General features: G+C 32.7%; 21 protein-coding genes. 19 read left to right on the plus strand and 2 right to left on the minus strand.

Features of this window, described 5'->3' with window-relative positions:
• Both B5D41_RS10555 and B5D41_RS10565 read left to right on the plus strand, forming a co-directional pair.
• Nucleotides 1-1200 carry a Ger(x)C family spore germination protein gene (locus B5D41_RS10555; RefSeq protein WP_078810621.1) on the plus strand — a complete coding sequence of 400 codons (1200 nt, stop codon included), beginning with the start codon at nt 1-3 and terminating at the stop codon, nt 1198-1200.
• Between the two features lie 261 nt (nt 1201-1461).
• Nucleotides 1462-2532, plus strand: coding sequence for a GerAB/ArcD/ProY family transporter (locus tag B5D41_RS10565; RefSeq protein WP_159442943.1), 1071 nt, complete (start codon nt 1462-1464; stop codon nt 2530-2532).
• Between the two features lie 142 nt (nt 2533-2674).
• Here B5D41_RS10565 and B5D41_RS10570 read toward each other — a convergent pair whose 3' ends face one another.
• Nucleotides 2675-3544, minus strand: a complete 870-nt coding sequence (locus B5D41_RS10570) for an HD domain-containing phosphohydrolase (protein WP_078810624.1) — start codon at nt 3542-3544, stop codon at nt 2675-2677.
• A 241-nt stretch (nt 3545-3785) separates the two neighbouring features.
• On the opposite strand from B5D41_RS10570, the gene B5D41_RS10575 reads away from it, so the two are divergent.
• Both B5D41_RS10575 and B5D41_RS10580 read left to right on the plus strand, forming a co-directional pair.
• Nucleotides 3786-4571 carry a patatin-like phospholipase family protein gene (locus tag B5D41_RS10575; RefSeq protein ID WP_078810625.1) on the plus strand — a complete coding sequence of 262 codons (786 nt, stop codon included), beginning with the start codon at nt 3786-3788 and terminating at the stop codon, nt 4569-4571.
• On the plus strand, nt 4571-5587 hold the full coding sequence (locus tag B5D41_RS10580) for a YlbL family protein (RefSeq protein ID WP_078810626.1): 1017 nt from the start codon (nt 4571-4573) through the stop codon (nt 5585-5587). Before B5D41_RS10575 ends, B5D41_RS10580 begins: the two co-directional genes overlap by 1 nt.
• On the opposite strand, the gene B5D41_RS10585 is transcribed toward B5D41_RS10580, so the two are convergent.
• The gene (locus tag B5D41_RS10585; RefSeq protein ID WP_078810627.1) at nt 5571-6839 is read right to left on the minus strand and encodes a nucleotidyltransferase; all 1269 of its coding nucleotides are present in this window, start codon (nt 6837-6839) and stop codon (nt 5571-5573) included. The two genes, B5D41_RS10580 and B5D41_RS10585, sit on opposite strands and share 17 nt — an antisense overlap.
• A gap of 351 nt (nt 6840-7190) precedes the next feature.
• Between B5D41_RS10585 and pta the strand changes: the two genes are divergently transcribed.
• The 15 genes from pta (at nt 7191) to B5D41_RS10660 (ending at nt 25426) form a co-directional block, all read left to right on the plus strand.
• A complete protein-coding gene (gene pta, locus B5D41_RS10590) occupies nt 7191-8204 on the plus strand; it encodes a phosphate acetyltransferase (RefSeq protein WP_078810628.1) in 1014 nt (337 codons plus the stop codon).
• A gap of 37 nt (nt 8205-8241) precedes the next feature.
• A complete protein-coding gene (locus B5D41_RS10595) occupies nt 8242-9456 on the plus strand; it encodes an acetate/propionate family kinase (protein ID WP_078810629.1) in 1215 nt (404 codons plus the stop codon).
• 175 nt (nt 9457-9631) lie between these two features.
• The gene (locus B5D41_RS10600) at nt 9632-11539 is read left to right on the plus strand and encodes a sigma 54-interacting transcriptional regulator (RefSeq protein ID WP_078810630.1); all 1908 of its coding nucleotides are present in this window, start codon (nt 9632-9634) and stop codon (nt 11537-11539) included.
• 250 nt (nt 11540-11789) lie between these two features.
• Nucleotides 11790-12083, plus strand: coding sequence for a UxaA family hydrolase (locus tag B5D41_RS10605; RefSeq protein ID WP_078810631.1), 294 nt, complete (start codon nt 11790-11792; stop codon nt 12081-12083).
• A gap of 28 nt (nt 12084-12111) precedes the next feature.
• Nucleotides 12112-13269 carry a UxaA family hydrolase gene (locus B5D41_RS10610; RefSeq protein WP_078810632.1) on the plus strand — a complete coding sequence of 386 codons (1158 nt, stop codon included), beginning with the start codon at nt 12112-12114 and terminating at the stop codon, nt 13267-13269.
• 168 nt (nt 13270-13437) lie between these two features.
• Nucleotides 13438-14397 (plus strand): 2-keto-3-deoxygluconate permease, encoded by a 960-nt coding sequence (locus B5D41_RS10615; RefSeq protein ID WP_078810633.1) that lies wholly within the window; start codon nt 13438-13440, stop codon nt 14395-14397.
• Between the two features lie 28 nt (nt 14398-14425).
• Entirely contained in the window at nt 14426-15718 is a 1293-nt protein-coding gene (locus B5D41_RS10620; protein WP_078810634.1) for a four-carbon acid sugar kinase family protein, read from the plus strand.
• Nucleotides 15719-15750: 32 nt separating this feature from the next.
• A complete protein-coding gene (gene pdxA / locus B5D41_RS10625) occupies nt 15751-16716 on the plus strand; it encodes a 4-hydroxythreonine-4-phosphate dehydrogenase PdxA (RefSeq protein ID WP_078810659.1) in 966 nt (321 codons plus the stop codon).
• A gap of 417 nt (nt 16717-17133) precedes the next feature.
• Nucleotides 17134-18138: a carbamate kinase gene (gene arcC, locus B5D41_RS10630; RefSeq protein ID WP_078810635.1), complete on the plus strand. Its 1005-nt coding sequence runs from the start codon at nt 17134-17136 to the stop codon at nt 18136-18138.
• A gap of 78 nt (nt 18139-18216) precedes the next feature.
• Nucleotides 18217-19683 carry a pyridoxal-phosphate dependent enzyme gene (locus tag B5D41_RS10635; protein WP_078810636.1) on the plus strand — a complete coding sequence of 489 codons (1467 nt, stop codon included), beginning with the start codon at nt 18217-18219 and terminating at the stop codon, nt 19681-19683.
• Between the two features lie 153 nt (nt 19684-19836).
• Entirely contained in the window at nt 19837-21087 is a 1251-nt protein-coding gene (locus B5D41_RS10640) for a threonine synthase (protein WP_078810637.1), read from the plus strand.
• A 12-nt stretch (nt 21088-21099) separates the two neighbouring features.
• Nucleotides 21100-21648 carry a helix-turn-helix domain-containing protein gene (locus B5D41_RS10645; protein ID WP_078810660.1) on the plus strand — a complete coding sequence of 183 codons (549 nt, stop codon included), beginning with the start codon at nt 21100-21102 and terminating at the stop codon, nt 21646-21648.
• A 27-nt stretch (nt 21649-21675) separates the two neighbouring features.
• On the plus strand, nt 21676-23058 hold the full coding sequence (gene hydA, locus B5D41_RS10650) for a dihydropyrimidinase (protein WP_078810638.1): 1383 nt from the start codon (nt 21676-21678) through the stop codon (nt 23056-23058).
• A gap of 37 nt (nt 23059-23095) precedes the next feature.
• Nucleotides 23096-24295 (plus strand): YgeY family selenium metabolism-linked hydrolase, encoded by a 1200-nt coding sequence (locus tag B5D41_RS10655; protein ID WP_078810639.1) that lies wholly within the window; start codon nt 23096-23098, stop codon nt 24293-24295.
• A 150-nt stretch (nt 24296-24445) separates the two neighbouring features.
• A complete protein-coding gene (locus B5D41_RS10660; protein WP_078810640.1) occupies nt 24446-25426 on the plus strand; it encodes an ornithine carbamoyltransferase in 981 nt (326 codons plus the stop codon).
• Nucleotides 25427-25651 lie beyond the last annotated feature (225 nt).

The following is a 25651-nucleotide window of genomic DNA, read 5'->3' on the forward strand; positions in this document are numbered from 1 at the left end:
ATGAACAAAAGAAGAAGTAAAAAATTAAAACAAGTATCCCTAATATTAATTATTTTTTTAACTATATTAGCCTCTACTGGCTGTTGGAATAATAGGGATTTAACTGAAATGGCTATAGCCACTGCAATAGGTTTTGATAAAACTAAGGATGGTAAGCTAAAAGTAACTTTGCAGATAGTTAAGCCGGGGATTATTAAGGCTAAAGCCCAAGGTAATCAAGAAAGGGCAGTCTGGATACATTCAGCGATTGGTAAGACAGCATTTGAAGCCATTAGAAATTCACTTAAAACTATAGACCGCAAGGTAGTTTTCTCTCATAATCAAATAGTAGTAATTTCTGAAGAGGTGGCTAAAGAGGGAATAATAGGTATATTAGAGTTGTTTGAAAGAAATCAAAATATAAATGAATTATCAGAGATACTAGTAGCTAAAGAATCTAAAGGATTAACAGCAGAAAAGGTTTTAAAAGCTGAAAGTGAATTAGAAGATATTCCTGCAATACATATGGTAAATATAATTAAAAGTAACTTAAAATCTTTAGCTAAAATTAGAAAAGTAAGCGTTTTTAAATTACTTAAAGTTTTAAATAGTAAAGGTAGATCACCAGTAATTGGTATGATTCATTTAAATAAACAAATAGATAACGTAAAGATTAAAGATTTAAAAATTGAAGGCGCAGCAGTCTTTAAAAAAGATAGGTTAATAGGGTGGTTAGGACCTATAGAGACTAGAGGGCTATTATTCCCATTAAATGAGGTGGGTAGTACAGTAATTACTTTACCTAATCCTATGGATAAAAAAGAAGAATTAGATTTTGAAATACTTTCTTCTCAAGGAGAAATAGATGTTAAGTTAAAAAATGGTGAATTAACTTTTTTAATTAAGATTGATACTAAAGGTAAGCTGGTTAGTCAGCAGGGAAAAGGTGACTTAACTAAACCTAAAATAGTTAAGAAATTAGAGAAAGAGGTAGCTTCGGTTATAAAAAATGAAATTCGAAATACTGTAAAATTAGCACAATTTAAATATGAAAGTGATATTTTTGGTTTCTCCGAATTAGTTCATAATAAACATTTAGATTATTGGAAAGAGGTAGAAAACAATTGGGTTGAGGTCTTTAGTAAGACCCCAGTTAAGATAGAAGTAACCTGGAATACCATGAGTACAGGATTAATTAAGAAGCCTACTAGACCTAGGTAGAAACAATTAGTAAAATAAAGAGAAAGAAGGATTGAACTATGGCTTTATTGTTGGTTTTATTAATTGTAGGAATTTGTATTATTATCCTTATTGACCGTCCTCGAATATTGGAAGTAAATGATAAAAAAAGGATAAGTATCATATATTACACTTTAATCTCCATGGGATTTATAATCAACTTTTTATTAATCATTGATAAAGCGCCCACAAGTCCAGCTATTATTATTAAAAAAATAGTGAAATATGTTTTGGAGGTTTAATATGGTAAATGATATCAAAATCTCTAAGTACCAATTATTAGTATTAATGATGGGATTTATATTTGGAATTATTGTTAATCCTGCATCAGCAGCCTATCAGGATGCTTGGTTAGCATTTATTATGGGGTGGGCTGCAGGATTTATTTTAATAGGAATGTATGCATATATAGCAATTTTAAATCCCAACAAGACTCTTATAGATATATTAAGAGCTACTTTTGGTAAATATTTAGGTAGTATATTGGGAATGTTGTATATCTGGTACTTTATTCATCTAGCAGCTATTATTTTAAGAAATTTTGGAGAATTTATGGTTATATCTACATATACTGAAACTCCTCTTATTTTCATTGTAATCATTTTGTCTGGGGCTGTTGCTTATCAAGTACGGTCAGGGTTAGAAGTGTTAGCAAGAATGAGTGAATTATTTGTTCCTCTGGTGCCTATTTTTGTACTGTTTTTATTTCTTATTCTATTACCTGAATATGATGTTAGTAATTTTTTACCTATCTTAGAAAGAGGGATAACTCCAGTTATTAAAGCAGCATTTTCAATTACTACATTTCCTTTTGGTGAGGTTGTTTTATTTTTAATGATATTTCCAGCTTTAAATGAAAAAGACGAGCTTTTTAAAACATCTTATTTAGCTACTGCAATTATGGGGATGATTCTTTTTATTATAACTATTCGAGATTTATTGGTATTAGGACCAAATTTTTTTGCTAATGCTATTTTTCCACCAGTAATAACAACTAGTGTAATTCCTAATCTTAATCTTAACCTTGATCCAGTAATTTTTGTTAATTTTTTAATTGGAGGTGGGATTAAAGGTAGTCTGCTTATTTATGCAGCAGCATTGGGACTAGCTCAGTTGTTTAAGCTTGATCATTATAAATCTTTTATTATCCCACTATTATTAGTGACAGTAGGTTTATCTCAATGGTTATATGGTAGTATTATGGAGACACTGCAGTGGTCAGCACAGATTTATCCTTATTATGCTATTCCCTTTCAAGTTATTATTCCATTGATTATATTGATTACTTCCTTAATTAAAGAAACAATTCAGTAATAAAATTATTTTTGATATGAGAAGATAGAATTTGAATCTTAAGATAAAGAAGTCCTCATCATTTGATGAGGACTTCTTATATTTCCTAAAAAATAAAGGTAATATTTATTTTTTGTTTAATGTAATAATAAATAACAGTAGATTAAGGTAACGGTACTAATTTTTTATCATAGAATAGGCCTAAGAATATTTCTCCTAATTTTGGGTCAAATTGTGTTCCTAAATTTTCTTCAATTTCTTTCGCAGCTTTTATAGGTTCCATAGCTGAACGATAAGGGCGATTAGAAGTCATAGCATCATAACTATCTGCAAGTGCTACTATTCTAGCCCCAATAGGAATTTCTTTACCTGCTAATCCATCAGGATACCCTGTTCCATCAAATTTTTCATGGTGGTGTCTTACCATGTGAGTTATAGATTCGAATCGTTTAATCGGATTTAAGATCTCTTCACTAATAATAGGGTGTCGTTTGATATGATCAAATTCTTGATCAGTTAATCTACCTGGTTTATTAAGAATGGTTTCTTGAGTACCTACTTTACCTATGTCATGTAATTTACCAGCTAATTTAATTTGTTCTGTTTTATTAGAATCTCCGTATTTATGTTGAGCAATTGTTTTAGCTATAGTGCTTACTCGTACAGAATGACCTTTAGTGTAGGAGTCTTTAGCTTCTAGGGTTTTTACTAAACTGGTCATAGAAGATATAAATAATTCTTGGAGTTCAGTACTTAACTGACTTACTTGTTCTTTAAGGTTATGTAAGATACCAGAATCTTTTTCTTCTTTTTCTATATTAAAAGATTGTAATTTTTCTTTAATTTGATTTGGATATTTTTCATTTTCACATAGAACTATGTTTTGTCCTATTGCTTCTTCTATAGATATATTTTGAATCTTTTCTACTGCAGAATTAATGAAAGTAACTTGATTATCATTATTAATAATGATAACTCCATTGGAGAGTTTATTTAGCTTTATTTTAAGACTCTGATATTCATCTAATGTCATGGGGGTTGTCAGCTCCTTTAATTATATGTATATTTATAAGGAAAATTCATCTAGCATATAAATCATATAAAATAATAACTATTATCAACATTATTTCTAGGTTAATTGTTAATATCCTGCATATTCATTAAGAAAGTATATTAATCTATATTTTTTTAAGTTAAGAAGTATAGTGTTATAAATTTGTATATAATATAATAATGACTTGTTTAATAACAAGTCATTAATTGAGGTGATTTAAGTGGGGGATAAACCTAAAATTGGTTTAGCTTTAGGAGCAGGTTCAGTCAGAGGGATAGCACATATTGGTGTATTACAAGTATTAGATAAAGCAGGAATACATATAGATTACTTAGCAGGATCTAGTATTGGAAGTATGGTGGGAGGATTTTATGCAGCAGATTTAGACCTTAAACGCTTAGAACAATTATCGTATCAAATGGATTGGGATTTAGTGACGGATTTAACAGTTCCGCGCCAAGGATTAATTGCAGGGAATAAAGTAAAAGAATTTATTAAATTACTGACTCAAAATAAGAGGTTTTCAGATTTGAAATTACCTTTTGCGGCAGTAGCAGCAGATATTCAAAAAGGAGAAGAAGTAGTTTTGAGAGAAGGATTAGTAGCAGATGCTATAAGAGCTAGCATATCTATTCCTGGAGTTTATGTTCCGCATGAAATTAATGACCGGTTATTAGTTGATGGAGCAATCCTAAATAGAGTTCCAACCAATGTTATTGAGGATTTTGGGGCTGATATTATAATTGGAGTAGATGTAAGCTATGATGTCACTCAAGATGGTAATGTCAATAATATATTTGAAATTATTATGAAGACCTTGGGGATTATGGAACGAGAAATCATGAAGTATAAAGGGATAGATGCTGATGTTTTAATTAGGCCTAAAGTAGGTCATGTTCCCTCTCGAGCTTTAGATAAAGCCGAAGAATGTGTAGCAGCCGGAGTTAAAGCTGCTGAAGAGAAAGTTCCTAAGATTAAAGAGTTAATTAAAAGGTGGGAGAAATAATGGCAAGTTTTAAAAACGAAAAATTAAATAGATTATTAATAATTAGTTTGGTTGTAATATTGGTCAGTCTTTTATCAGCTATTTGGCCAACAGATTATTATGTAGAATCACCAGGTATTGCTAAAGAATTAAGTTCATTAGTAAAGGTAAAAAATGGATATAAGGATGAGATTAAAGGTAAGTTTAGATTAACTGCTGTCTCTTTAGAAACAGCTAGTGTATTAGAATATTATTATGTTTCTTTATTTAAGCCGCAAGGTGTTGCATTAACCCCTTTAGGGAAGCAATTACCTCCAGAAGTTGAACCTCGAGAATATTTTGAGATGATGAAAGATGTAATGAAAGAGAGTAAATTAAAGGCCAAAGCTGTTGCTTTAAGGCAAGCTGGTTATGATTTTGAGATTACTGGGCAAGGAGCAGAGATAGTTAAGGTCTTAAAAGAGAGTAATGCTAAAGATAAGTTAAAAGAAGGGGATATCATTACTGAAGTTGATGACAAGAAGATAAGTTTAGTAACTGAAGTAATAGATAAAATCAGAAAAAGAAAGATAGGTGAGTCAGTCGATTTAACGATTAAGAGAGAGGATAAGACTCATAAATATAGTATTAAGACTAAAGAATTAGAGAATAGTCCTGGTAAAGCATCCTTAGGAGTCTTAATTTCCTCATATAAACGTTCTTATAACTTTCCAGTTGAGATTGAGATAAATTCTGGAGATATAGGAGGGCCTTCTGCAGGAATGGTATTTACTTTAGAAGTTCTTAATCAATTAACTAAAAATGACTTGACACATGGTAAGGATATAGCTGGAACAGGAACTATAGATTTAGAAGGAAATGTAGGAGAAATAAGTGGAGTAGAACAAAAAATATTAGCTGCAGAAAGAGAAGGAGCAGAAATTTTCTTATCACCAGCTGGGAATTATGAAAAAGCTAAAGAATCGGCTACTAAGATTAAAGTGGTTTCTGTAGATAAGGTGGAAGATGCAATTGATTTTCTTAATTCTTTAGAATAAGTGGTTGGGTATAATCTTGGCCTCCTTGGCGATATTTAGGATTATTATAAGCTAAGGAATAAATATTAGTTGCTTTAACTTCCATAGCTAACATTTTAGCTTTAAGTGAATCAGCTGGATAGGCACTCTTATAATGGTTTGCTACTCGGTTAATTAAAGGTAATTTACTCGTTTCTTTCATTGTTTTTAATATTTTTTGACCTTTTTTAGAAAAACCTAAAATTCTTAAATATTGTGGGCCACCGGCTTTGTCAAATCCCTTTAATGTACTTTTATTCAACCCTAATAATAAATGAAGAAGAATTCTTTGAATCCTAGTTTGAGTAAATCGCTTAGTCTTAATTAAATCTATTAATTCTAATAAAGATGTTGCTTGGTTAGCAGCATCTTTAATTCTGTTTTCTAAACCTCCAGTAACATCTTCAATTTCTTTCAAAGTTGATGGTGATGTGCGTCGTAAAATAGTTAAGATTGGTAATTCAAAATTTTCTAAATCAATAGGTCCTTTATTAAGCCTAATATTCTCTTTTAAAATATCAAAAGAGTAGGACGGTAGTAATTCTTTTATATCTTGTAATGACTGATCTTTAAGTATTGTATTGCGAATAGCAGTAGCACTTGTTATTTTACCTTTAATCTTTGTTTGATGATAGTCTGCTCCTTTACGCTTAATAGTTAAAGGTTTAATTTGACTATTAGTTTGAATTAAAGCTTTAATATATTCAATACCCAAAATATTATTAGGATTATTAATGGTTTTCTTGACTTTAGCAGTACTTAGAGTAGTATCCAAATTAGGAATATATATACTTAGGGCTTCTGCTCTAGCTTTGGGGAAAGAAACTCCTTTATCTAATTCTTCTTGAATTAGATTTGATAATTCAGTTGGTTCATCAGCAAGAATTTCACTTATTTCTATTAACGGTTCAATCTCTCCTAATTCACTACCAAAAACCATCTTATCTACTATCCCAGTTTGGTTTAAAAGTTGGACTCCACCATAAGCGAAGTATTCAGCACTACGTAGAGCATAAGCAATTGGTAATTCTAATACTAAATCAATTCCAGCTTCTAAAGCCATTTTGACTCGGTTCCATTTATCAATAATGGCTGGATTTCCTCTTTGTACAAAATTACCGCTCATAACACAGATAGTATAATCGGCGTCAGTAGTTTTTAATGATTTACGCAAGTGGTAGAGGTGACCATTATGAAAAGGATTATATTCAGTAATGATTCCTAAGGCTTTCATAATTTCAAATCGACTCCTTAATATCTTTTATTGATATTTCCTTCAATATTATTTACAATTTCTATAAAAACTTAAAAGCTCCTTTATAATTTATAGGACACAATTATTATGCAAAAAGGGAATTATTTTCTATTTTTTGCAGGAATAATCTCTTTTATGCAGAATATAGATTATGTAAGCATAAAGGAGGAGAAAGGAGGTATAGCTGTTAAATAATTTAATCTAAATTTTCAGAAAATTTTAAATTATTATTTTGTCTATTTTTATAATATTATAATGCTATAAATTTTAAATTTAATAATAAATTTAAGTGTACATTTTAAATTTAAATAAAAAGGAGGAGTTTAAATTATGGGGTTTGTTGAAGAAATTAGAAAAGAGGCTAGTGAAGATCGGCAAACAATAGTTTTGCCAGAGGGTACAGAACCAAGAATGATTAAGGCAACGCCTAAGATATTAGAAGAAGAAATTGCTGATATTATTCTTGTAGGGGATGAAGAAGAATTAAATCAAATAGCTGCTGATGAGGGTGTAGATATTTCTGGAGCTGAAATAATTAACCCGGAAGCATCTGATTATTTAGAAGATTTTGCTGAAACTTATTATGAATTAAGAAAGCACAAAGGTATTTCTAAAGAAGATGCTTTAGAGCAGATGAAAGATTCACTTTATTTTGGATCTATGTTAGTTAAGAAAGGAATAGCCGATGGTAAGGTTGCTGGTGCTTTAAATACTACTGCTAATGTATTACGACCTGTAATTAGAATTATAGGTACTAGTGATGATGTTTCCATAGTATCTGGTTCTTTCTTAATGATTGTACCAGATTGTGAGTATGGATCAGAGGGTAAGATGTTATTTGCTGATAGTGGAGTATTCCCTGAAGGTAATCCAGAGGAAATAGCAGAATTAGCTATCTCTTCTGCAAGTACTTTTGAAGCATTAACTGGAGAAGAGCCTATAGTTGCTATGTTATCATTCTCTACTAAAGGTAGTGCTGAGCACCCAATAGTAGAAAGAATGAGAAAGGCAGCTGAAATCTGTAAAGAGAAAGCACCTGATTTACAAGTTGATGGTGAAATGCAAGGAGATGCAGCTTTAGTTCCAGAAATCGGTGCTAAAAAAGCTCCAGATAGTGATGTAGCTGGAAAAGCAAATGTATTAATATTCCCTGACCTAAATGCAGGTAATATTGCTTATAAATTAGTACAGCGGTTAGCTAAGGCTGATGCTTTTGGACCATTAATTCAGGGTAATGCTTTACCAGTTAATGACTTATCTAGAGGATGTAGTGTAGAAGATATTGTTACTGTGTCTGCTATTACTGCAGTACAATCTCAATTTAGAAAATCACAAGAAGGTTAAAATTTTAAATATTAATAATATATAAGGAGGCTAAATTATGAAAGTATTAGTTTTAAATTGTGGAAGTTCATCTGCTAAATATCAGTTAATTAATATGGAAAATGAGTCACCATTAGCAAGTGGAGTTGTAGAGAGAATCGGTATTGATGGCGCATTCTTGACACATGAGCCAGCTGGAAGTGAAGAAGTTAAGATAGAGAATGAGATTCCAGATCACAGTGTAGCGATTAAGATGGTTATCGATACTCTTTTAGATGATGATTATGGAGTAATCGCTAGTATGGACGAAATTAGTGCGGTTGGTCATCGTGTTGTTCACGGAGGGGAGAATTTTGCTGATTCTGCTTTAATCGACGATGAAGTATATAATGCTATTGATGAAGTCAAGCATTTAGCACCATTACATAATCCACCTAACTTATTAGGGATTCAGGTTAGTCAAGAGTTAATGCCTGAAACTCCTGATGTTGCAGTATTTGATACTGCTTTCCATCAAACAATGCCGGCTAAATCTTATATGTATGCACTACCTTATGAATGGTATGAAGATTATGGAGTACGTCGTTATGGTTTCCACGGTACTTCTCATAAGTATGTTGCTAAGAGAGCAGCAGAAATTCTTGGTAAATCTTTTGAAGATTTAAAGATTATTACTTGTCACTTAGGAAATGGAGCTAGTGTAGCTGCTGTTGATGGTGGTAAAGTAATGGATACTAGTATGGGACTAACTCCACTAGAAGGATTAGTAATGGGAACTCGTTGTGGAGATATCGATCCAGCGATTGTACCATTTATGATGGAGAATGAAGGCTATTCTGCTGCTGAAATGGACAATGTTCTAAATAAGAAGAGTGGTGTAGCAGGATTATCGGGAGTAAGTAACGACTTTAGAGATATTGGAGAAGAAGCAGAGTCTGGTAATGAGCAAGCACAGATAGCTATTGATGTATTTGCTCAGCGCGTTAAGAAGTATATTGGTTCTTATTCTGCTGTATTAGGCGGAGCAGACGTGGTAGTCTTTACTGCTGGTATTGGTGAGAATGCTATTGAGATTAGAGCTAATATTCTAGAAGGATTAGGTTATCTAGGACTTACTTTAGATGAAGAAAAGAATGATATGCGTGGTAAGGAGCAAGTGATTACTACTGATGATGCAGATAATATCGCTATGGTAGTACCGACTAATGAAGAGTTAGTAATTGCTCGAGATACTAAGCGATTAGTTGAAGAAGCTGCAGAAGCAGCTAGTTAAGATTGATATTTATAGTTAGCCAAAATTAAATAGTATGATAATTAATAACTCCTAAGGTAAATTTATTGTCTTAGGAGTTATTTCTATTTTATATATCATAAATTAGACAAATTAAGTCATAACTTTTATAATAAAGTATGATGTATAAATTATAAGTAATGCTAGGAGGGAGCTTATGTCAAATAAAGAAAATAAAATATGCTTTATTGCTCCATATAATAAGTTAAAGAGACTAGCTGATGAAGTGATAAAAGATAGAAAATTTCCTATTACAACCATTATAGGAGATATGAGTGAAGGGGTAACACGTGCTAAAGAAATGACAAATCAAGGTTATGAGGTGATTATCAGTAGAGGAGGGACAGCTTCTTTAATTAAAGAAGCTGTTAATTTGCCTGTTGTAAAGATTAATGTGACTGGTTATGATTTGTTACGTGTTTTGCATAAATATGAAGGTTGTCAACAACGGATAGGGATCATCGGTTACAAAAGTGTAATTTATGGTGTAAAGGCAATTGCTGAAATTATAGGACTTAATATAGATTATTATACAATTAAGAAAGAGCTAGAAGTAGAAGAGAAGATTAAAGAAGCGATTAACAATGGGATAGAAACGATTATTGGAGATACTGTAGGTGTTAATGCAGCTAAAAAGTATGGTTTGGATTATGAATTAATTAAATCAGGAAATGAAGCGATCTTAAATGGTTTTTTAGAAGCATTGAAGGTATATGAAGCAACTTTAATAGAAAGAGAGAAAAAGAAAAAGTTACAAACAATATTAGACTTTGCACATGAAGGAATTACAGCGGTAGACGAAGAAGGGATTGTAACTGTTTTTAATCCAACAGCAGAAAAATTATTTAATAAAAGACGAAGTGAAGTTATTGGTAAAAGTGTAGAGCAAGTAATTCCTAATACGAAATTACCGAAAATAATCAAAACTGGTAATGAGAATATTGGTCATGTCCAGAATATAGATGAAACTAAAATTGCTACTAATCGAGTGCCGATTAAAGTTGGTAACAAAATAACAGGAGCAGTTGCTACTTTTCAAGATGTCACTAAGATTCAGGAATTAGAACAAAAGATTAGACAGAAGTTGCATAAAAAAGGATTGACAGCTCAATATACCTTAAAGGACATTATAGGTAATAGTGATAAAATTAAAAATGTGAAAAAATTGGCACGTAAGTATGGTAAAGTTGATTCTACTGTATTAATCAATGGAGAAAGCGGAACTGGAAAAGAGTTATTTGCCCAAGGAATTCATAATTGTAGCGATCGGAGAGTAGGACCTTTTGTTGCGGTTAATTGTGCAGCACTACCTACGAATTTACTTGAGAGTGAGCTGTTTGGTTATGAAGAAGGAACCTTCACTGGTGCTAAAAAAGGTGGTAAGAAGGGGTTATTTGAGTTAGCTCATAATGGAACAATCTTTTTAGATGAGATAGGTGAAATGGATAAAAGTTTACAAGCAAGATTGCTTAGAGTTATTCAGGAGAAGAGAGTTATGAAACTAGGAGGAGAGAAGGTTATTCCAATTGATGTACGGATTTTAGCTGCGACTAATAGGAATTTACGGGAAGAGGTTCGTAATGGTCGCTTTAGAGAGGATTTATATTATAGATTAAGTGTATTGGACTTAGATATTCCTCCTTTACGTAAGCGGAAAGCAGATATTGAATTAATATTTTCATATTTATTAAAGAAAAAATGTAAAAAATTAAATAAAGATATTAAAGAAGTAGATGATGATATAATAGAGTTTTTAGCAGATTATAATTGGCCAGGTAATGTTAGAGAACTTGAAAATGTAATAGAAAAGATAGTTGTTATTTCTGAAGGTAATATAATCAAGAAAGAAGACATAAATTTTATACTATCTAATTTAATAAATAGAGAAGATAATTTTAATTTAGATGATGAATTTGTAATTATGGATGGAACTTTAGAAGAAATTGAAAGAGAAATAATAGAAAGAACGGTAAAAAGAGAAGGGAATAAGACTAAAGCAGCAGAAAAATTAGGTATCGATCGGACAACCTTATGGCGTAAATTAAATAAATGGGATGCAGAGTAAAACGTCGTGTTGCAATATGCAGCATGATGTTTCTTTTTTTATTTTTGGAATTCTGTATTACTTTAATATTGATCTAGTATTTAAATTTTTTTTTAAAGTTATCAATCCTAAGGTTATGTAGGTTGAAGCGGTTATTTTTAGATATTTCAATATTTTTTTATTTAAAATTATTAGAAGTTGGCATAAAGGTTGCATTATTATAAAAGTGAAGCTAAACTTCTCAAGTAAAAGAAGGGAGGAAATAAATAATATGAGTAAGAAAAGTCTTGTTATGAAATCGGTTGATAATGTTGCGACTACTATTGAAGCGATTAATGAAGGAGAAAAGGTGGATGTTGAGATAGGTGGAGAAGTTAAAGAGATTACGATTAATCAAGATGTCCCATTTGGCCATAAATTTGCTGTGGCTACGATTGAAAAAGGGAAAGATATTATTAAGTATGGTGAAAGTTTAGGAGCGGCTAGTGAAGATATTAATGTAGGTGATTATGTTCATGTTCATAATTTAGAGAGTAAACGTGGTAGAGGAGATTTAATAGAGTAATAAATTTGATAAAATAGGAGGGATAACTGTGAAGATTAAAGGATATAGAAGAGAAAATGGTAAAGTTGGAATTAGAAATCATCTTTTAGTATTACCTGCATCAGTTTGTGCTAGTGAAACTGCAGTTAGGATAGCAGAACATATCAAGGAAGCTGTAGCACTTCCGCATCAACATGGTTGTTGTCAGGTAGGTGCAGACCATGACCAAACAGTTAATACTTTGGTTGGTTTAGGTAAGAATCCTAATGTTGGTTCAGTCTTAGTTGTGGGCTTAGGCTGTGAAGGAGCAGAGCCAGGAGATATGGCTAAAAGAATTGCTAAAACAGGTAAGGCTGTTGAAAAAATAACTATTCAGGAATGCGGTGGTACTTTAAAAGCAATTGAAGAAGGCACAAGAATTGTTAGAGATTTAGCTAATGATTTAGTATTGATGGAGAAAGAAGAAGTAGATATCAGTGAAATTACTCTAGCTATTGAATGTGGTGGAACTGATGCTACCTCTGGTATTGCTGCTAATCCAGCAGTAGGAGGTGCTTCTGATAAACTTATTGAGTTTGGCGGCGCTGCTATGTTATCAGAAACAACAGAGTTAATTGGAGCAGAACATGTTTTAGCTAAAAGAGCTGTTAATGAGGATGTAAAAGAAAATCTTTTAGGGATAGTGAAGAGAACAGAGGATCGAGCGATGTCCTTGGGTGTTGATATTAGAGGAGGTCAGCCTACACCAGGAAATATTGAAGGTGGAGTGACAACTATTGAAGAGAAGTCATTAGGCTGTATTTATAAGGCAGGAACAGCAGATATTGCAGGTGTTTTAGAATATGGAGAAGTACCGGCTAAGAAAGGTTTTCATGTTATGGACACACCAGGACAGGATATTGAATCGATTACTGGTATGCTTGCAGGTGGAGCACAAGTAGTGATCTTTACTACTGGTAGAGGAACTCCGACTGGTTCACCATTAGCTCCAGTTATTAAGGTAACTGGAAATTCGAGTACTTTTAATAATATGATCGATAATATAGATGTAAATGCTGGTAAAATTATTGATGAAGGATTAACAATAGATGATCTTGCTGAAGAAATTTTTGATCTTATGGTTGAGGTCTGTAATGGTAAGAAGACTAAAGCTGAATTGTTAGGACATCAAGAATTTGGTATTCACAAAATAGCACCGACTTTTTAATCTGTTTTGATTAAAAGAGATAGGTAGCAATTATAAATTATATTTATAGATTGTTACCTATCTAACATGCAATTGACAGTTAAAATTCTTTAAATAGAATTTTTAAATTTATTTAATTATGAATTTCTTTAATAAGGAAAATAATAATAGAATGGGGGAATTATAATAATGAAGATTAAACAATCAATTGAAAAGATACCTGGTGGGATGATGGTAGTTCCTTTGATTTTAGGAGCTTTAATCAATACTTTCTTTCCGCAGTTGCTTAAAATAGGTGGTTTTACAACTGCTATTGCTGAAGGTGCCTTACCTTTGATTGGGGTATTTTTAGTCTGTATGGGTGCAGGATTGAGTGTTAAAGCGGCTCCTAAAGCGGCTAAGAAAGGATTAGTTATTACATTAGCTAAATTATTAGTAGGTGTTTCTATAGGATTATTAGTTTCTAAGTTTATGGGAGATAGTCTGTTTGGTTTATCTTCTTTAGCAGTAATAGCTGCTATGACTAATACTAATGGTGGATTATATGCAGCATTAACAGGTGAATTTGGTGATGAGACAGATGTAGGAGCAATAGCAATTGTTTCGGTAAATGATGGCCCATTCTTGACTATGGTTGCTTTAGGAACAGCAGGTATTGCTACTATTCCGTTGATGACTTTAGTAGCAGTAATCTTACCAATTATTGTAGGGATGATCTTAGGAAATCTTGATGAAGAATTAAAAGAATTTTTAACTCAAGGTGGAGCTTTATTGATTCCATTCTTTGCATTTGCACTAGGAGCAGGTATTAATTTTGGGATGTTAATTAAAGCTGGTTTACCAGGAGTTTTATTAGGAGTAATGACTAGTTTCATAGGTGGATTCTTTAATATTATGGCTGATAAGGCAACAGGTGGAAGTGGTGTTGCTGGTGCGGCTGCATCTAGTACAGCAGGTAATGCTGTAGCTACTCCACAGGCTGTAGCAGTTGCTGACCCAACAATTAAATCACTAGCAGTTACTGCAACTCCGCAAGTAGCCGCTTCAACGATTACAACTGCATTATTAACTCCTGCCATTACAGCTTATATGGCAAAACGAGTTAATAAAGAAGATGAAGTTATAATAAATAATGAAGAGACTGTATAAAGGAAAAGCACTTAAGGAGAGATAATATATGGCAGATAAATTAGCAATAATTGCTGATGACTTTACCGGTGCTAATGATACAGGAGTACAGTTTAGTAAGAAAGGTTTAAAGACAGTAGTGACATCTCAAATAAATAGTATTAATGAGTTAGATTATGAAGCGGATGTAATTGTTATTGATACAGATAGTAGGTTTGATAGAAAAGAAGAAGCATATAGTAAAGTTTATAATGCTGTTTTGAACTTAAAAGACATGGGAATAGATTATATTTACAAAAAATTAGATTCTACTTTAAGAGGTAATATTGGTTCTGAAATAGAAGCTGCTATGGAAGCTGGTGATTATGAAATAGCGATTGTTGCACCAGCTCTTCCTTCAAATGGAAGAGTGACTATTGGTGGTAATCAATTAGTCCATGGTCTTCCTTTAGAGAAGACAGAAATGGCTAATGATCCAGTAACTCCAATTAATCACTCTTATGTACCTGATATAATTAAAGAACAGACAGATAAACAGATAGGAAGTATAAACTTACAACAAGTAATTAGAGGTAGTAAAAATTTAATTCAGGAAATTGAACAGAAACTAAATGAAGGTATACAAATTTTAGTTATTGATTCGATTAAGAATGAAGATTTAGATGTAATTGCTGATATACTAAAACTGCTTAAAAAAGATTATCTGTTGGTAGGCTCGGCCGGATTTGCTGAAAGTTTACCGACTGGATTAGGATTAATTAGTAAGAAAGCAAATTTAGAAGCAGAAGGAAGTATAGTAGGGATAGCAGGTAGTGTTAGTGATGTCACTAGAGAACAGGTTAATTATGCAGAAAAGAATTTGGAATTAAATATAGTTGATATTAATGCGGAGCATCTATTCGGAGATAGTTATGAAAGAGAATTAGGTAGAATAATTACTCAGGTTAATGAATTAATCAAAGAAGGACAAGATATAATTGTGCGTTCTGCCAAGACTAGAGATGTAGTCACTAAAGCACAACAAATTGGTAATCAAAAAGGAATGACTGATCTAGAAATTAGTAATTTAGTTGCAGAATTTTTAGGTACTATTGCTAATGAACTTTATATAGATAAAAGAGTTAAAGGGATATTGCTTACTGGTGGAGATATTGCTATCAAATCTGCTTCAATAATTGGAGCGAAGGCAACAATTATTGAAGATGAAGTCTTACCAGGAATTCCTATTGGAATATTCAAAGGAGAAGGTTTATTAGAAACTCCAATAGTTACAAAAGCAGGTGCCTTTGGTGAAGAAGAAGCTATAGTAGAGATCTTTAAGTATTTACGAAGGAGGAGTTAAATTTGGATTCCGACTTAATTTATGGCATAACCATGGGGGATCCAGCAGGTATTGGTCCCGAGATTATATTAAAAGCAATTAAAAACAACAAGGTTCAACCTATAGGCCAGCATGTAGTAATTGGTGATGCAGAAGTATTAGAACACTTAAATGAAAAGTTCGGTTATGGATTACAGATTAATAGAGTTAAAGATATTAAAGAACTAAAGAATGAAGATAGAAGAGTTAATGTACTAGATTTGGCTAATGTTGATTTAGAAAAGCTTCAGTCAGGAAAAGTACAAAAACAAGCTGGAAAGGCTGCAGTTGAGTATGTTAAGAAGGCAATAGATTTAGCTTTAAATGGAGATACAGATGCTGTAGTAACTGCACCACTTAATAAAGAGTCAATTCATAAAGCTGGGTTCAAATACCCAGGGCATACTGAAATATTAGCTGAACGAACTGAGACAGAAGATTTCTCTATGATGTTATATTCAGATAAGTTAAATGTAATTCATGTGACAACACATTTAGCATTAGAAGAAGCCTGTAAAACTATAAATAAAGAACGAGTGGAGACAGTAATTAAATTAGCCGATGAAACATTAAAGAAAATGGGATTAACTGAACCACGAATTGCAGTAGCAGGTCTTAATCCTCATGCTGGTGAGGATGGTATCTTTGGAGATCAAGAGATAAAGGCAATTGAACCTGCTGTTAGTGCAGCTAAAGAGCAAGGAATAGATGTTGAAGGACCATTACCACCGGATACAGTCTTTGTTAAAGCAGTAGAAGGTAAATATGATATAGTTGTTGTTATGTATCATGACCAAGGTCATATTCCAGTTAAGTTATTAGCTTTTGATGATGGAGTTAATATTACTACGGGATTACCGATTATTAGAACATCAGTAGACCATGGTACAGCATTTGACATAGCATGGCAGGGAATTGCTAGAGAAACAAGTTTGGTACAAGCTATTAGAGCAGCTAATAAATTATCTTCTAATAAATAGTCTCTTAATCTAACCAGGTAACGAATAGATGATTTCTATTCGTTACCTGGTTTATTATTTTAGGTTATATATGTATAATTTTAAAATCATCATGATATAAAACACAAAAAGTCGCAAAATTTTACAATTAATTATACATAATACCAATAATCATGATTATTACTGAATTTTCAGATTTTTTTGTCAAAATAAGCAGGAAAATATTAAATGGTACTGAATAAATATAATAAGGGTTTAGTCCTATTTAATTATATGATTGATATATAAACATTTTGAATCTCCATTAAATATTAAATCAGACTTAATATTTAATAAAAAAATGAATAAATTCTAATAAAATGCAGGAATATTTTAATTTATATTTAATATATTAATATAGAGTTAAATGATACTTAACAAGATATGGAGGTGTTAAAAATGGGAAAAAGGATTGTAATCGCTCTAGGTGGTAATGCCATTAAGCAGCCTGAAGAAGAAGGAAAGGCTGAGGAACAATTGAAGAATATACAAAATACAGCAGAAGAAATTAAAAAAATAGTCAAAGCTGGTCATGAAGTAGTTATCACTCATGGAAATGGACCTCAAGTTGGGTCATTATTAATTCAACAAGAAGCAGCAAAAGAAGAAGTCCCAGCTATGCCGTTAGATGTTTGTGGTTCACAGACACAAGGACAGATTGGTTATATGATTCAACAGGCATTGAGAGAGAAATTAGAGCAGGTAGAAATAGATAATTCAGTTATTTCAGTTATTACTCAAGTGCTTGTAGATGAAGACGATGAAGCATTTAAAAATCCTGCTAAACCAGTTGGTCCTTTTTATGGAGAAAAGCATGCCAAAAAGATGATAGAAAAAAAGGATGAAGATTGGATAGAAGATGCAGGTCGAGGTTGGAGAAAAGTAGTGCCTTCTCCTATCCCAAAAGGTATTTTAGAGATTGATGCCATTAAGTCATTGGTGAAGACAGGTGCTATCGTAATAGCATCTGGTGGTGGAGGAATTCCAGTAATCAAACATGAAGACGGAACTTATCAAGGAGTAGAAGCAGTAATTGATAAAGATAGAGCTGGTGAACAATTAGCTGAAGAAATAGAGGCGGATATATTTATGGTTTTAACTGAAGTTCCATATGCTGCTCTTAACTTTAATACTCCAGAGCAGAAAAATTTAAATGTCACTAAAGTTTCTGAGATGAAGAAGTATTTACAGGAAGGTCACTTTGCTGATGGTAGCATGGGTCCAAAGGTTGAATCAGCTCTTGAATTTGTAGAAAATGGAGGACAAAAAGCTATTATCACATCCTTGGATAATGGTTTAAAAGCTTTAAATAAGAATAATGGAACAATAATTATACCTGATAATTGTGAAGAATTCGATTCATCTAAAGGTTATGAGGAGACTTTAGCAGCATCTAATTTTTAAAGAATAAATATTAATAAATAAATCAGAATATTATTTAAAATTCAAACTATTATTAAAGTAAAGGGGAGATGAGATGGAATGATTGATTTAACTGTTGATGAAAAGCAATTAAAGAAAACCGTTGAGAGAGCTAAGGAAAAGAATATTATGCTTCCTACTTTAGAACAACAAAAGAATCCAGAGTTAATTCCTGACAAGATTAAAGAGAAACTTAAAGATATAGATCTGTGGGAAATTGACTCACATAATCTTTTCCGAATTACTTGGCAGAATGAGGCACAAAAGAGTGGTGGACTTCATGATGGTGTCAATTTTGTAGAATTACCTTCAGAATTAACAGGTGTTGATGCTAGAATTATTGGATTAGTTGGAAAGTGGTTTCCAACAGGAGCTCATAAAGTAGGTGCAACTTATGGATGTTTAATTCCACAACTAGTTACTGGGCAGTTTGATCCTACTTCTGAAAAAGCAGTATGGCCTTCGACAGGTAATTATTGTCGAGGAGGAGCTTACAATTCACAGCTTTTAGCATGTGAGTCTATTGCTATATTACCGGAAGGGATGAGTCAAGAACGATTTGATTGGTTATCAGAAGTAGCAAGTGAGACTATTCCTACGCCAGGAACAGAAAGTAATGTAAAGGAGATATTTGATAAGTGTTGGGAATTAAGAGAAACTCGAGATAACATCAATATCTTTAATCAATTTGAAGAACTAGGAAATCATCTCTGGCATTATGAAGTTACTGGTCATGCTATGGAAGATGTTCTAAAAGAAGTCATGGGACCAGAAGATAATTATGCTGGTGTAACATTAACTACTGGTTCAGCTGGAACTATTGGCTGTGGTGATTACTTAAAGAAGATTTATCCAAATAGTAAAGTAGTAGCTGCAGAAGCCTTACAGTGCCCTACATTATTAAATAATGGATTTGGTGCACATCGAATTGAAGGAATTGGAGATAAGCATGTTCCATGGATTCATAATGTGAAGAATACAGATATGGTACTTGGTGTTGATGATAATAAGAGTATGGGATTAATTCGATTATTCAATGAACCAGCTGGTCAAGAATATTTAAAAGAACAGGGAGTTTCTGAAGAATTAATTGAAAAGTTATCTGTAATGGGTATTTCCGGTGTGTCTAATATGCTTAGTGCTATTAAGTTTGCTAAGTATTACGAGTTGACTGAAGATGATGTTGTTCTAACAGTATTTACTGATTCTATGGAGCTATATGGATCAAGGTTAGAAGAATTAGAGGAGAAGTTTGGTTCCTATGAAAAAATGGATGCAGCTATAGATTACCATAAGAATTTAATGGCTGTAACAACAGATCACATGCAGGAATTAAATTATTATGATAAGAAACGAGTTCATAACTTAAAATACTTTACTTGGATTGAACAGCAAGGTAAAGAGCTAGATGAATTAAATGCACAATGGTATGATGCAGATGAATATTGGGGTGGAGTTCATAAACAAGCAGATAAAATAGATGAATTAATTAAAGAATTCAATGAAAGAACAGGACTTTTAGAATGAATTTAGTCAAAAAAGGAAGGATATTTTGTAGTAATATTGAATAAATTTAATAACAGTTAAGTACAATTTTATAAATTTATACAATGTGCTAGGGTTAGATAAAGGTTGAAAGATGATTATATTAGTTAAATATTTATATAAAGGGGTATAAAAATGAAGTATGTAAAGAAACTGGTTTGCATTGATTGTGGAGAGGAATATGATGCAGAACCGGATAAGTATTTATGCTCTAAATGTGATAATGAAGGTATTCTTGAAGTAGAATATGATTACAATAAGATTAAAGAAGATTGGTCAATAGAAGATTTAAAGGCGAACGAAGATTTAAGTATTTGGCGTTATTTGCCTTTATTACCGGTTAAGGAAGAGACTCCACGTCCTAGTTTACGAGTGGGATGGACACCAGTTTATGATAGTGATGTTCTGGCTCAAGAATTAGGATTAGAAGAGATATATTTAAAAGATGATGGATTAAATCCTACAGGCTCTTTAAAAGATAGAGCTTCGGCAATGGCAGTTGTTAAGGCTCAAGAGGCAGGTGCTACTACAGTAGCTTGTTCTTCTACTGGAAATGCAGCATCATCTTTAGCAGGTAATGTTGCTTCCATGGGAGGAAAGATGGACGCAGTTATTTTTGTTCCTGAGAGAGCACCAATGGGTAAAGTAACCCAATTATTAATCTATGGAGCAGAAGTAGTTTCAGTTCAAGGTTCATATGAAGAAGCTTACTACTTATCAGATGGAGCTATTAAAAAGTGGGATTGGTATAATAGAAATGCAGGTATTAATCCTTATTTAGTTGAAGGTAAGAAGACAGTAAGTTTAGAATTAGCTGAACAGCTTAATTTCGAAATGCCTGACTGGCTTGTCTTTTCAGTTGGAGATGGTTGTACGATTGCTGGAGCCTGGAAGGGATTATATGACTTAAAGCAGATTGGCTTTATAGACAAGATTCCAAAGTTAATAGGAGTTCAGGCTGAAGGCTGTGCCCCAATTACTAAATCTTTTAGAACTGAAAAACCACTAGAAACAACTAGTGAAGATACTTTAGCTGATAGTATTGCTGTAGGAAAGCCGAGAAATTACAAAAAAGCATTAAATGCTATTAGAGAGTCTGATGGTACTATGGTAAATGTAAGTGATGAAGAAATTCTAGATATGATGGTTACTGTCGGTCAGACAACAGGGGTTTTTGGTGAACCGGCTGGAGTAACTGGATTTGCTGGACTTAAGAAATTAGTTGATCAAGGAGTAGTTGCTAAGGAAGATAAAGTAGCAGCGGTGATTACTGGAAATGGTTTAAAGGATATTACTAATGGTAAGAAAGCTGCTGGAGAACCATTGGAAGTACCACCGAATTTAGAACTTCTTGAAAAAACTTATAAGAGGGGAGATAGATTTTGATTATCGATGATAATGGATAAAAAGAAAGAATTAGGAAGACGAGTACGTGAAAAAAGAAAAGAACGAGATCTTAGTTTGGCTAAGCTTGCAGATAAGGTAGGTTGCACTTCGAGTTTTTTAAGTCAAGTAGAGAGAGGGATGGCAGATCCTTCTATTACTTCTCTACGCAAGATTGCTCAAGCATTAAATGTACCAATATTCTATTTTCTGTTAGATTCAAATGAACATAGTCCTGTAGTAAGGAAGAATGAAAGAAAAGTATTGGCTTTTCCATCTAATTTAACCTTTGAATTACTTTCTCCTGATTTACAAAGGGATTTAGAAGTAATCTATGCTAGCTTAGAGCCAGGAGCTTATACATGTGAAGAGCCACTTTCACATCCTGGTGAGGAATGCACATTAGTGTTAGAAGGAAAGATGGAAATTAAAATAGGAGATGAATCTTATCAATTAGATGCAGGAGATAGTGTATATTATTATTCTAGTATTCCTCATAAGATTACTAGTACTGGTAAAAAAGATCTTGTCTTTGTTTCTGCAATTACACCGCCTGATTTTTAAATAATACGAAGGAAGGTGTTGTACTAATTGCTATTAAAAGGTGGTAAATTAGTAAGTGAAAATGGTGTAAAAAAAGCTGATATTAGAATCAGTGGAGAAATAATTGGAGAGGTTGCTAATAATTTAACTCCTGATTTAGGAGAAGAAGTTATTGATGTTGCAGGTAAATTAGTTCTACCCGGGATTATAGATGCTCATACTCATTTTAAGCTTCGTTCCCGGGGAACAGTTACTGCAGATGACTTTTATTGGGGAGGCAGATCAGCTGCTTTTGGAGGAGTTACAACAGTTGTAGATTATGCTGATCAAGCACCTGATTCTTTATTAAAAGGAGTTAAGAATAGAATTAAGGATGCAACTGATTCTGTAATAGATTATACTTTCCATTTAGTGATTAATGATGATTTTCAACCCCAAATAGAGGTTGATAAATTGCATGAATTAAGAGAGTTTGGGATTAATAGTATAAAGTTATTTACGACTTATCAAGATATGTACATGCTCGATGATAAGAAGTGGTCACCATTATTAAAAGCAGCTAAAGAAGCTAAACTTTTAGTAACTGTTCATGCTGAAAAAGATAAAATTATTCAAAAGAAGCAGAGGATATATGATGATCAGAATAAGCTAGGGGTAAAGTATCATTCTGATATCCGTCCAGATATTGCTGAAAGTGAGACAATTAGGGACTTGTGTAAGTATGTGGAAGATATTCAGATGCCTATTTATATAGCACATCTTTCTTCTAAAAAAGGATATGAAGAAATACTTAAGGGAAGAAAAGCAGGAATAAATATTAGAGCAGAGACAACTCCGCATTATCTTTTGCTAACACGTGATTTATTAGCAGGACAAGATGGTAGATTAAATTTCATGACACCACCATTGCGAGAAGAAAAGGATAATGAAGCACTCTGGGAAGGTGTCATAGATGAGACTATTGATGTCATAGCTACTGATCATTGTGCTTTCAGTATTAAACAGAAAGAAGAAGGCAGTAATTCTTTAGATGTCTTACCAGGAATTCCTGGAGTAGAAACTCTTTTACCTCTGGTTTATACATATGGAGTTAAAGAGGGAAGAATTACTCTTTCTAAAATGGTAAAACTTTTATCAACGATGCCAGCTAAAATTTTTGGACTTTATCCACGAAAAGGTAGTTTAAGACCTGGTAGCGATGCTGATTTAGTTGTCTTTGATCCAAATAAAAAGATGACTATTGAGCATAAGCAATTACATTCTAAAGCAGGTTATACTCCTTATCAAGGCATGAAGATGGAAGGAAGTCCATTATTTACAATACTACGAGGAAATAAATTAGTTAAAGATGGTGAATTTTTAGGAACTAAAGGTTCAGGCCAATTTATCAAAGCTAATCTTTCCTCACTATATTCAGAAAATTTGGATTAGGGCATATCTAGTAAACTTAGAATTAGGAGGTAATAAAATGGATAGAAATGAATTAGTAGAAAAAATCAGGGAAGAATCTTACAAGTATGAAGATGAAATGGTAGAATTTATGCGGGATATAATCAGAATCCCTAGTGAGAGTTGTGAGGAAAAAGAAGTTGTAGAACGGATTAAGGAAGAGATGGAAAAGGTAGGTTTTGATGAAGTGGAAATCGATCCTATGGGTAATATCTTAGGAAGAATCGGTTCTGGAGATCGGATAGTAGCTTTTGATGCTCATATTGATACAGTTGGAGTAGGAAATCTTGATGAGTGGGATTGGGATCCATTTGAAGGTAAGATGGAAGATGGTATTATCTATGGTAGAGGAGCTACTGACCAAGAAGGCGCTATGGTTAGTATGGTATATGCCGCTAAAGTAATTAAAGACTTAGACTTATATGATGAGTTTAGTCTATATTTCATAGGTAGTGTTCAGGAAGAAGATTGTGATGGCTTATGTTGGCAATATATTATTAATGAAGATGAGTTAGAACCAGAATTAGTAGTTGTTACTGAACCTACTAACTTAAATATATATCGTGGACATCGAGGTAGAATGGAAATGGAAGTAATTACTGATGGTGTTTCTTGTCACGGTAGTGCTCCACACCGTGGTGTTAATTCAATCTATAAGATGGCACCTATTATTGAAGGAATCGAAGAATTGAACGAAAATCTTAAAGATGACGACTTTTTAGGAAAAGGAACAATAGCAGTAACTCATGTTACTAATGAGACCCCTAGCCTTTGTGCTGTTCCAAATAAGACAAAGATTCATCTAGATCGTCGATTAACGGCAGGAGAAGATAAAGAATTAGCAGTTAAACAAGTAGAAGAGGTAGTTGCTGAAGCTGATATAGAAGCTGAAGTTAGAATACTAAATTATGATACTCCAAGTTATACTGACTTAGTTTATGAAACTGAAAAGTATTATCCTACTTGGGTTATTGAAGAAGAGGATGATATTGTACAGTCTGCTGTAGGTGCTTTTGAAGAATTATTTGATGAAGAAGCTACTGTAGATAAGTGGACATTTAGTACTAATGGTGTTTCTATTATGGGAAGGGCTGGAATCCCTTGCATTGGTTTCGGACCAGCTAATGAGGTTTATGCCCATACAGTTAATGACCAAATTCCAGTAGATCACTTATTAAAAGCTGCTGCTTTCTATGCTACTTATCCTGAATATCTATAATTTAATAATATAAGTATTAAGTGAGTGAAGATTATCATCAATATTAATTATTTTCAAAATATTCAATTGAGAGAATATAATTTATGTTTAAAATGTTCCAATCTTATGAAGATTAGGGGCTAGTTAATAAACTATGGAGGTGCAAAAAATATGAAAACAACATTTTTAAGAGGAAAAGACTTTATTACTTTGCAGGACTGGGAGAAAGAAGAGATTGACACATTACTTGATGTATCTTTTGATTTAAAACGTAAGTTTGCAATGGGAGTTGACACTTCATATTTAAAGAATAAAACTGCAATGTTAATGTTCTTTGAGGAATCAACTCGAACTAGAAACTCCATGGAAGCTGGTTTAGCTCAGCTAGGAGGTCATGCTAATTTTTTAGACACTAGTACTATGCAGATTAATCATGGTGAAGTTGCTAAGGATACTGCAGTTATTCTTTCTAGCTATAGTCATGCAATTGCTTGTCGTAATTGTTTTTGGGAAATTGGAAATGATTATTTAAGAGATATGGCAGAGCATTCTAGTGCACCTATCTTGAATTTACAATGTGACTTATATCATCCAATGCAAGGATTAGCTGATTTAATGACTATTCAAGAGAAGAAAGATGAAACTAAAGAATTAAATGTTTCTATTATTTGGGCATATGCAACTAGTCATAAGAAGCCGATTTCTGTACCATTAACTCAAGCACTTCTATTCCCACGTTATTCTATGAATGTAACACTTGCTCATCCTGAAGGATTTGAATTACCTGATTGGGTAATTAAGCAAGCTAAAGAGAATGCTGAAAAGCATAATGGTACATTTAAAGTTACTAATAACATGGAAGAAGCTTATGAGGATGCTGATATTGTTATTCCAAAGAACTGGGGTAGCTGGGTAAATCATCCTGAAGGTGGAGAAGAAATGTTAGAATCTAATAAAGATTGGAAATGCACTGAAGAAATGATGGATCTAGCTGCTGATGATGTAATGTATATGCATGCTTTACCTGCTGATAGAGGTAATGAAGTGGAAGATTCTGTAATTGATGGTCCTGCCTCAATTGTTTATGATGAAGCAGAGAATAGAATTCATACTGCTAAATCGGTAATGACTTTAACTATGGGTGGCAAATAAGCATAGCAAGGATTTTAAATACAAGTGGGTATAAATTTATATCCACTTGTATTTGCTTAATAGATAAGGAAGTAATTGATTTAAAAATATATTTACTACTTAAATTCCCAATATAAAATATAAATAATTATTCTCTATGATGCTCTACCGGTCTTCCAGTATTTATGACATGAATGAGCTAATTTATACTAGTAATATTCTTTATTCAAAATAAGAATCTTAAAA

It is taken from the genome of Selenihalanaerobacter shriftii (genome assembly GCF_900167185.1).
Taxonomy (GTDB): Bacteria; Bacillota; Halanaerobiia; order Halobacteroidales; family Acetohalobiaceae; genus Selenihalanaerobacter; species Selenihalanaerobacter shriftii.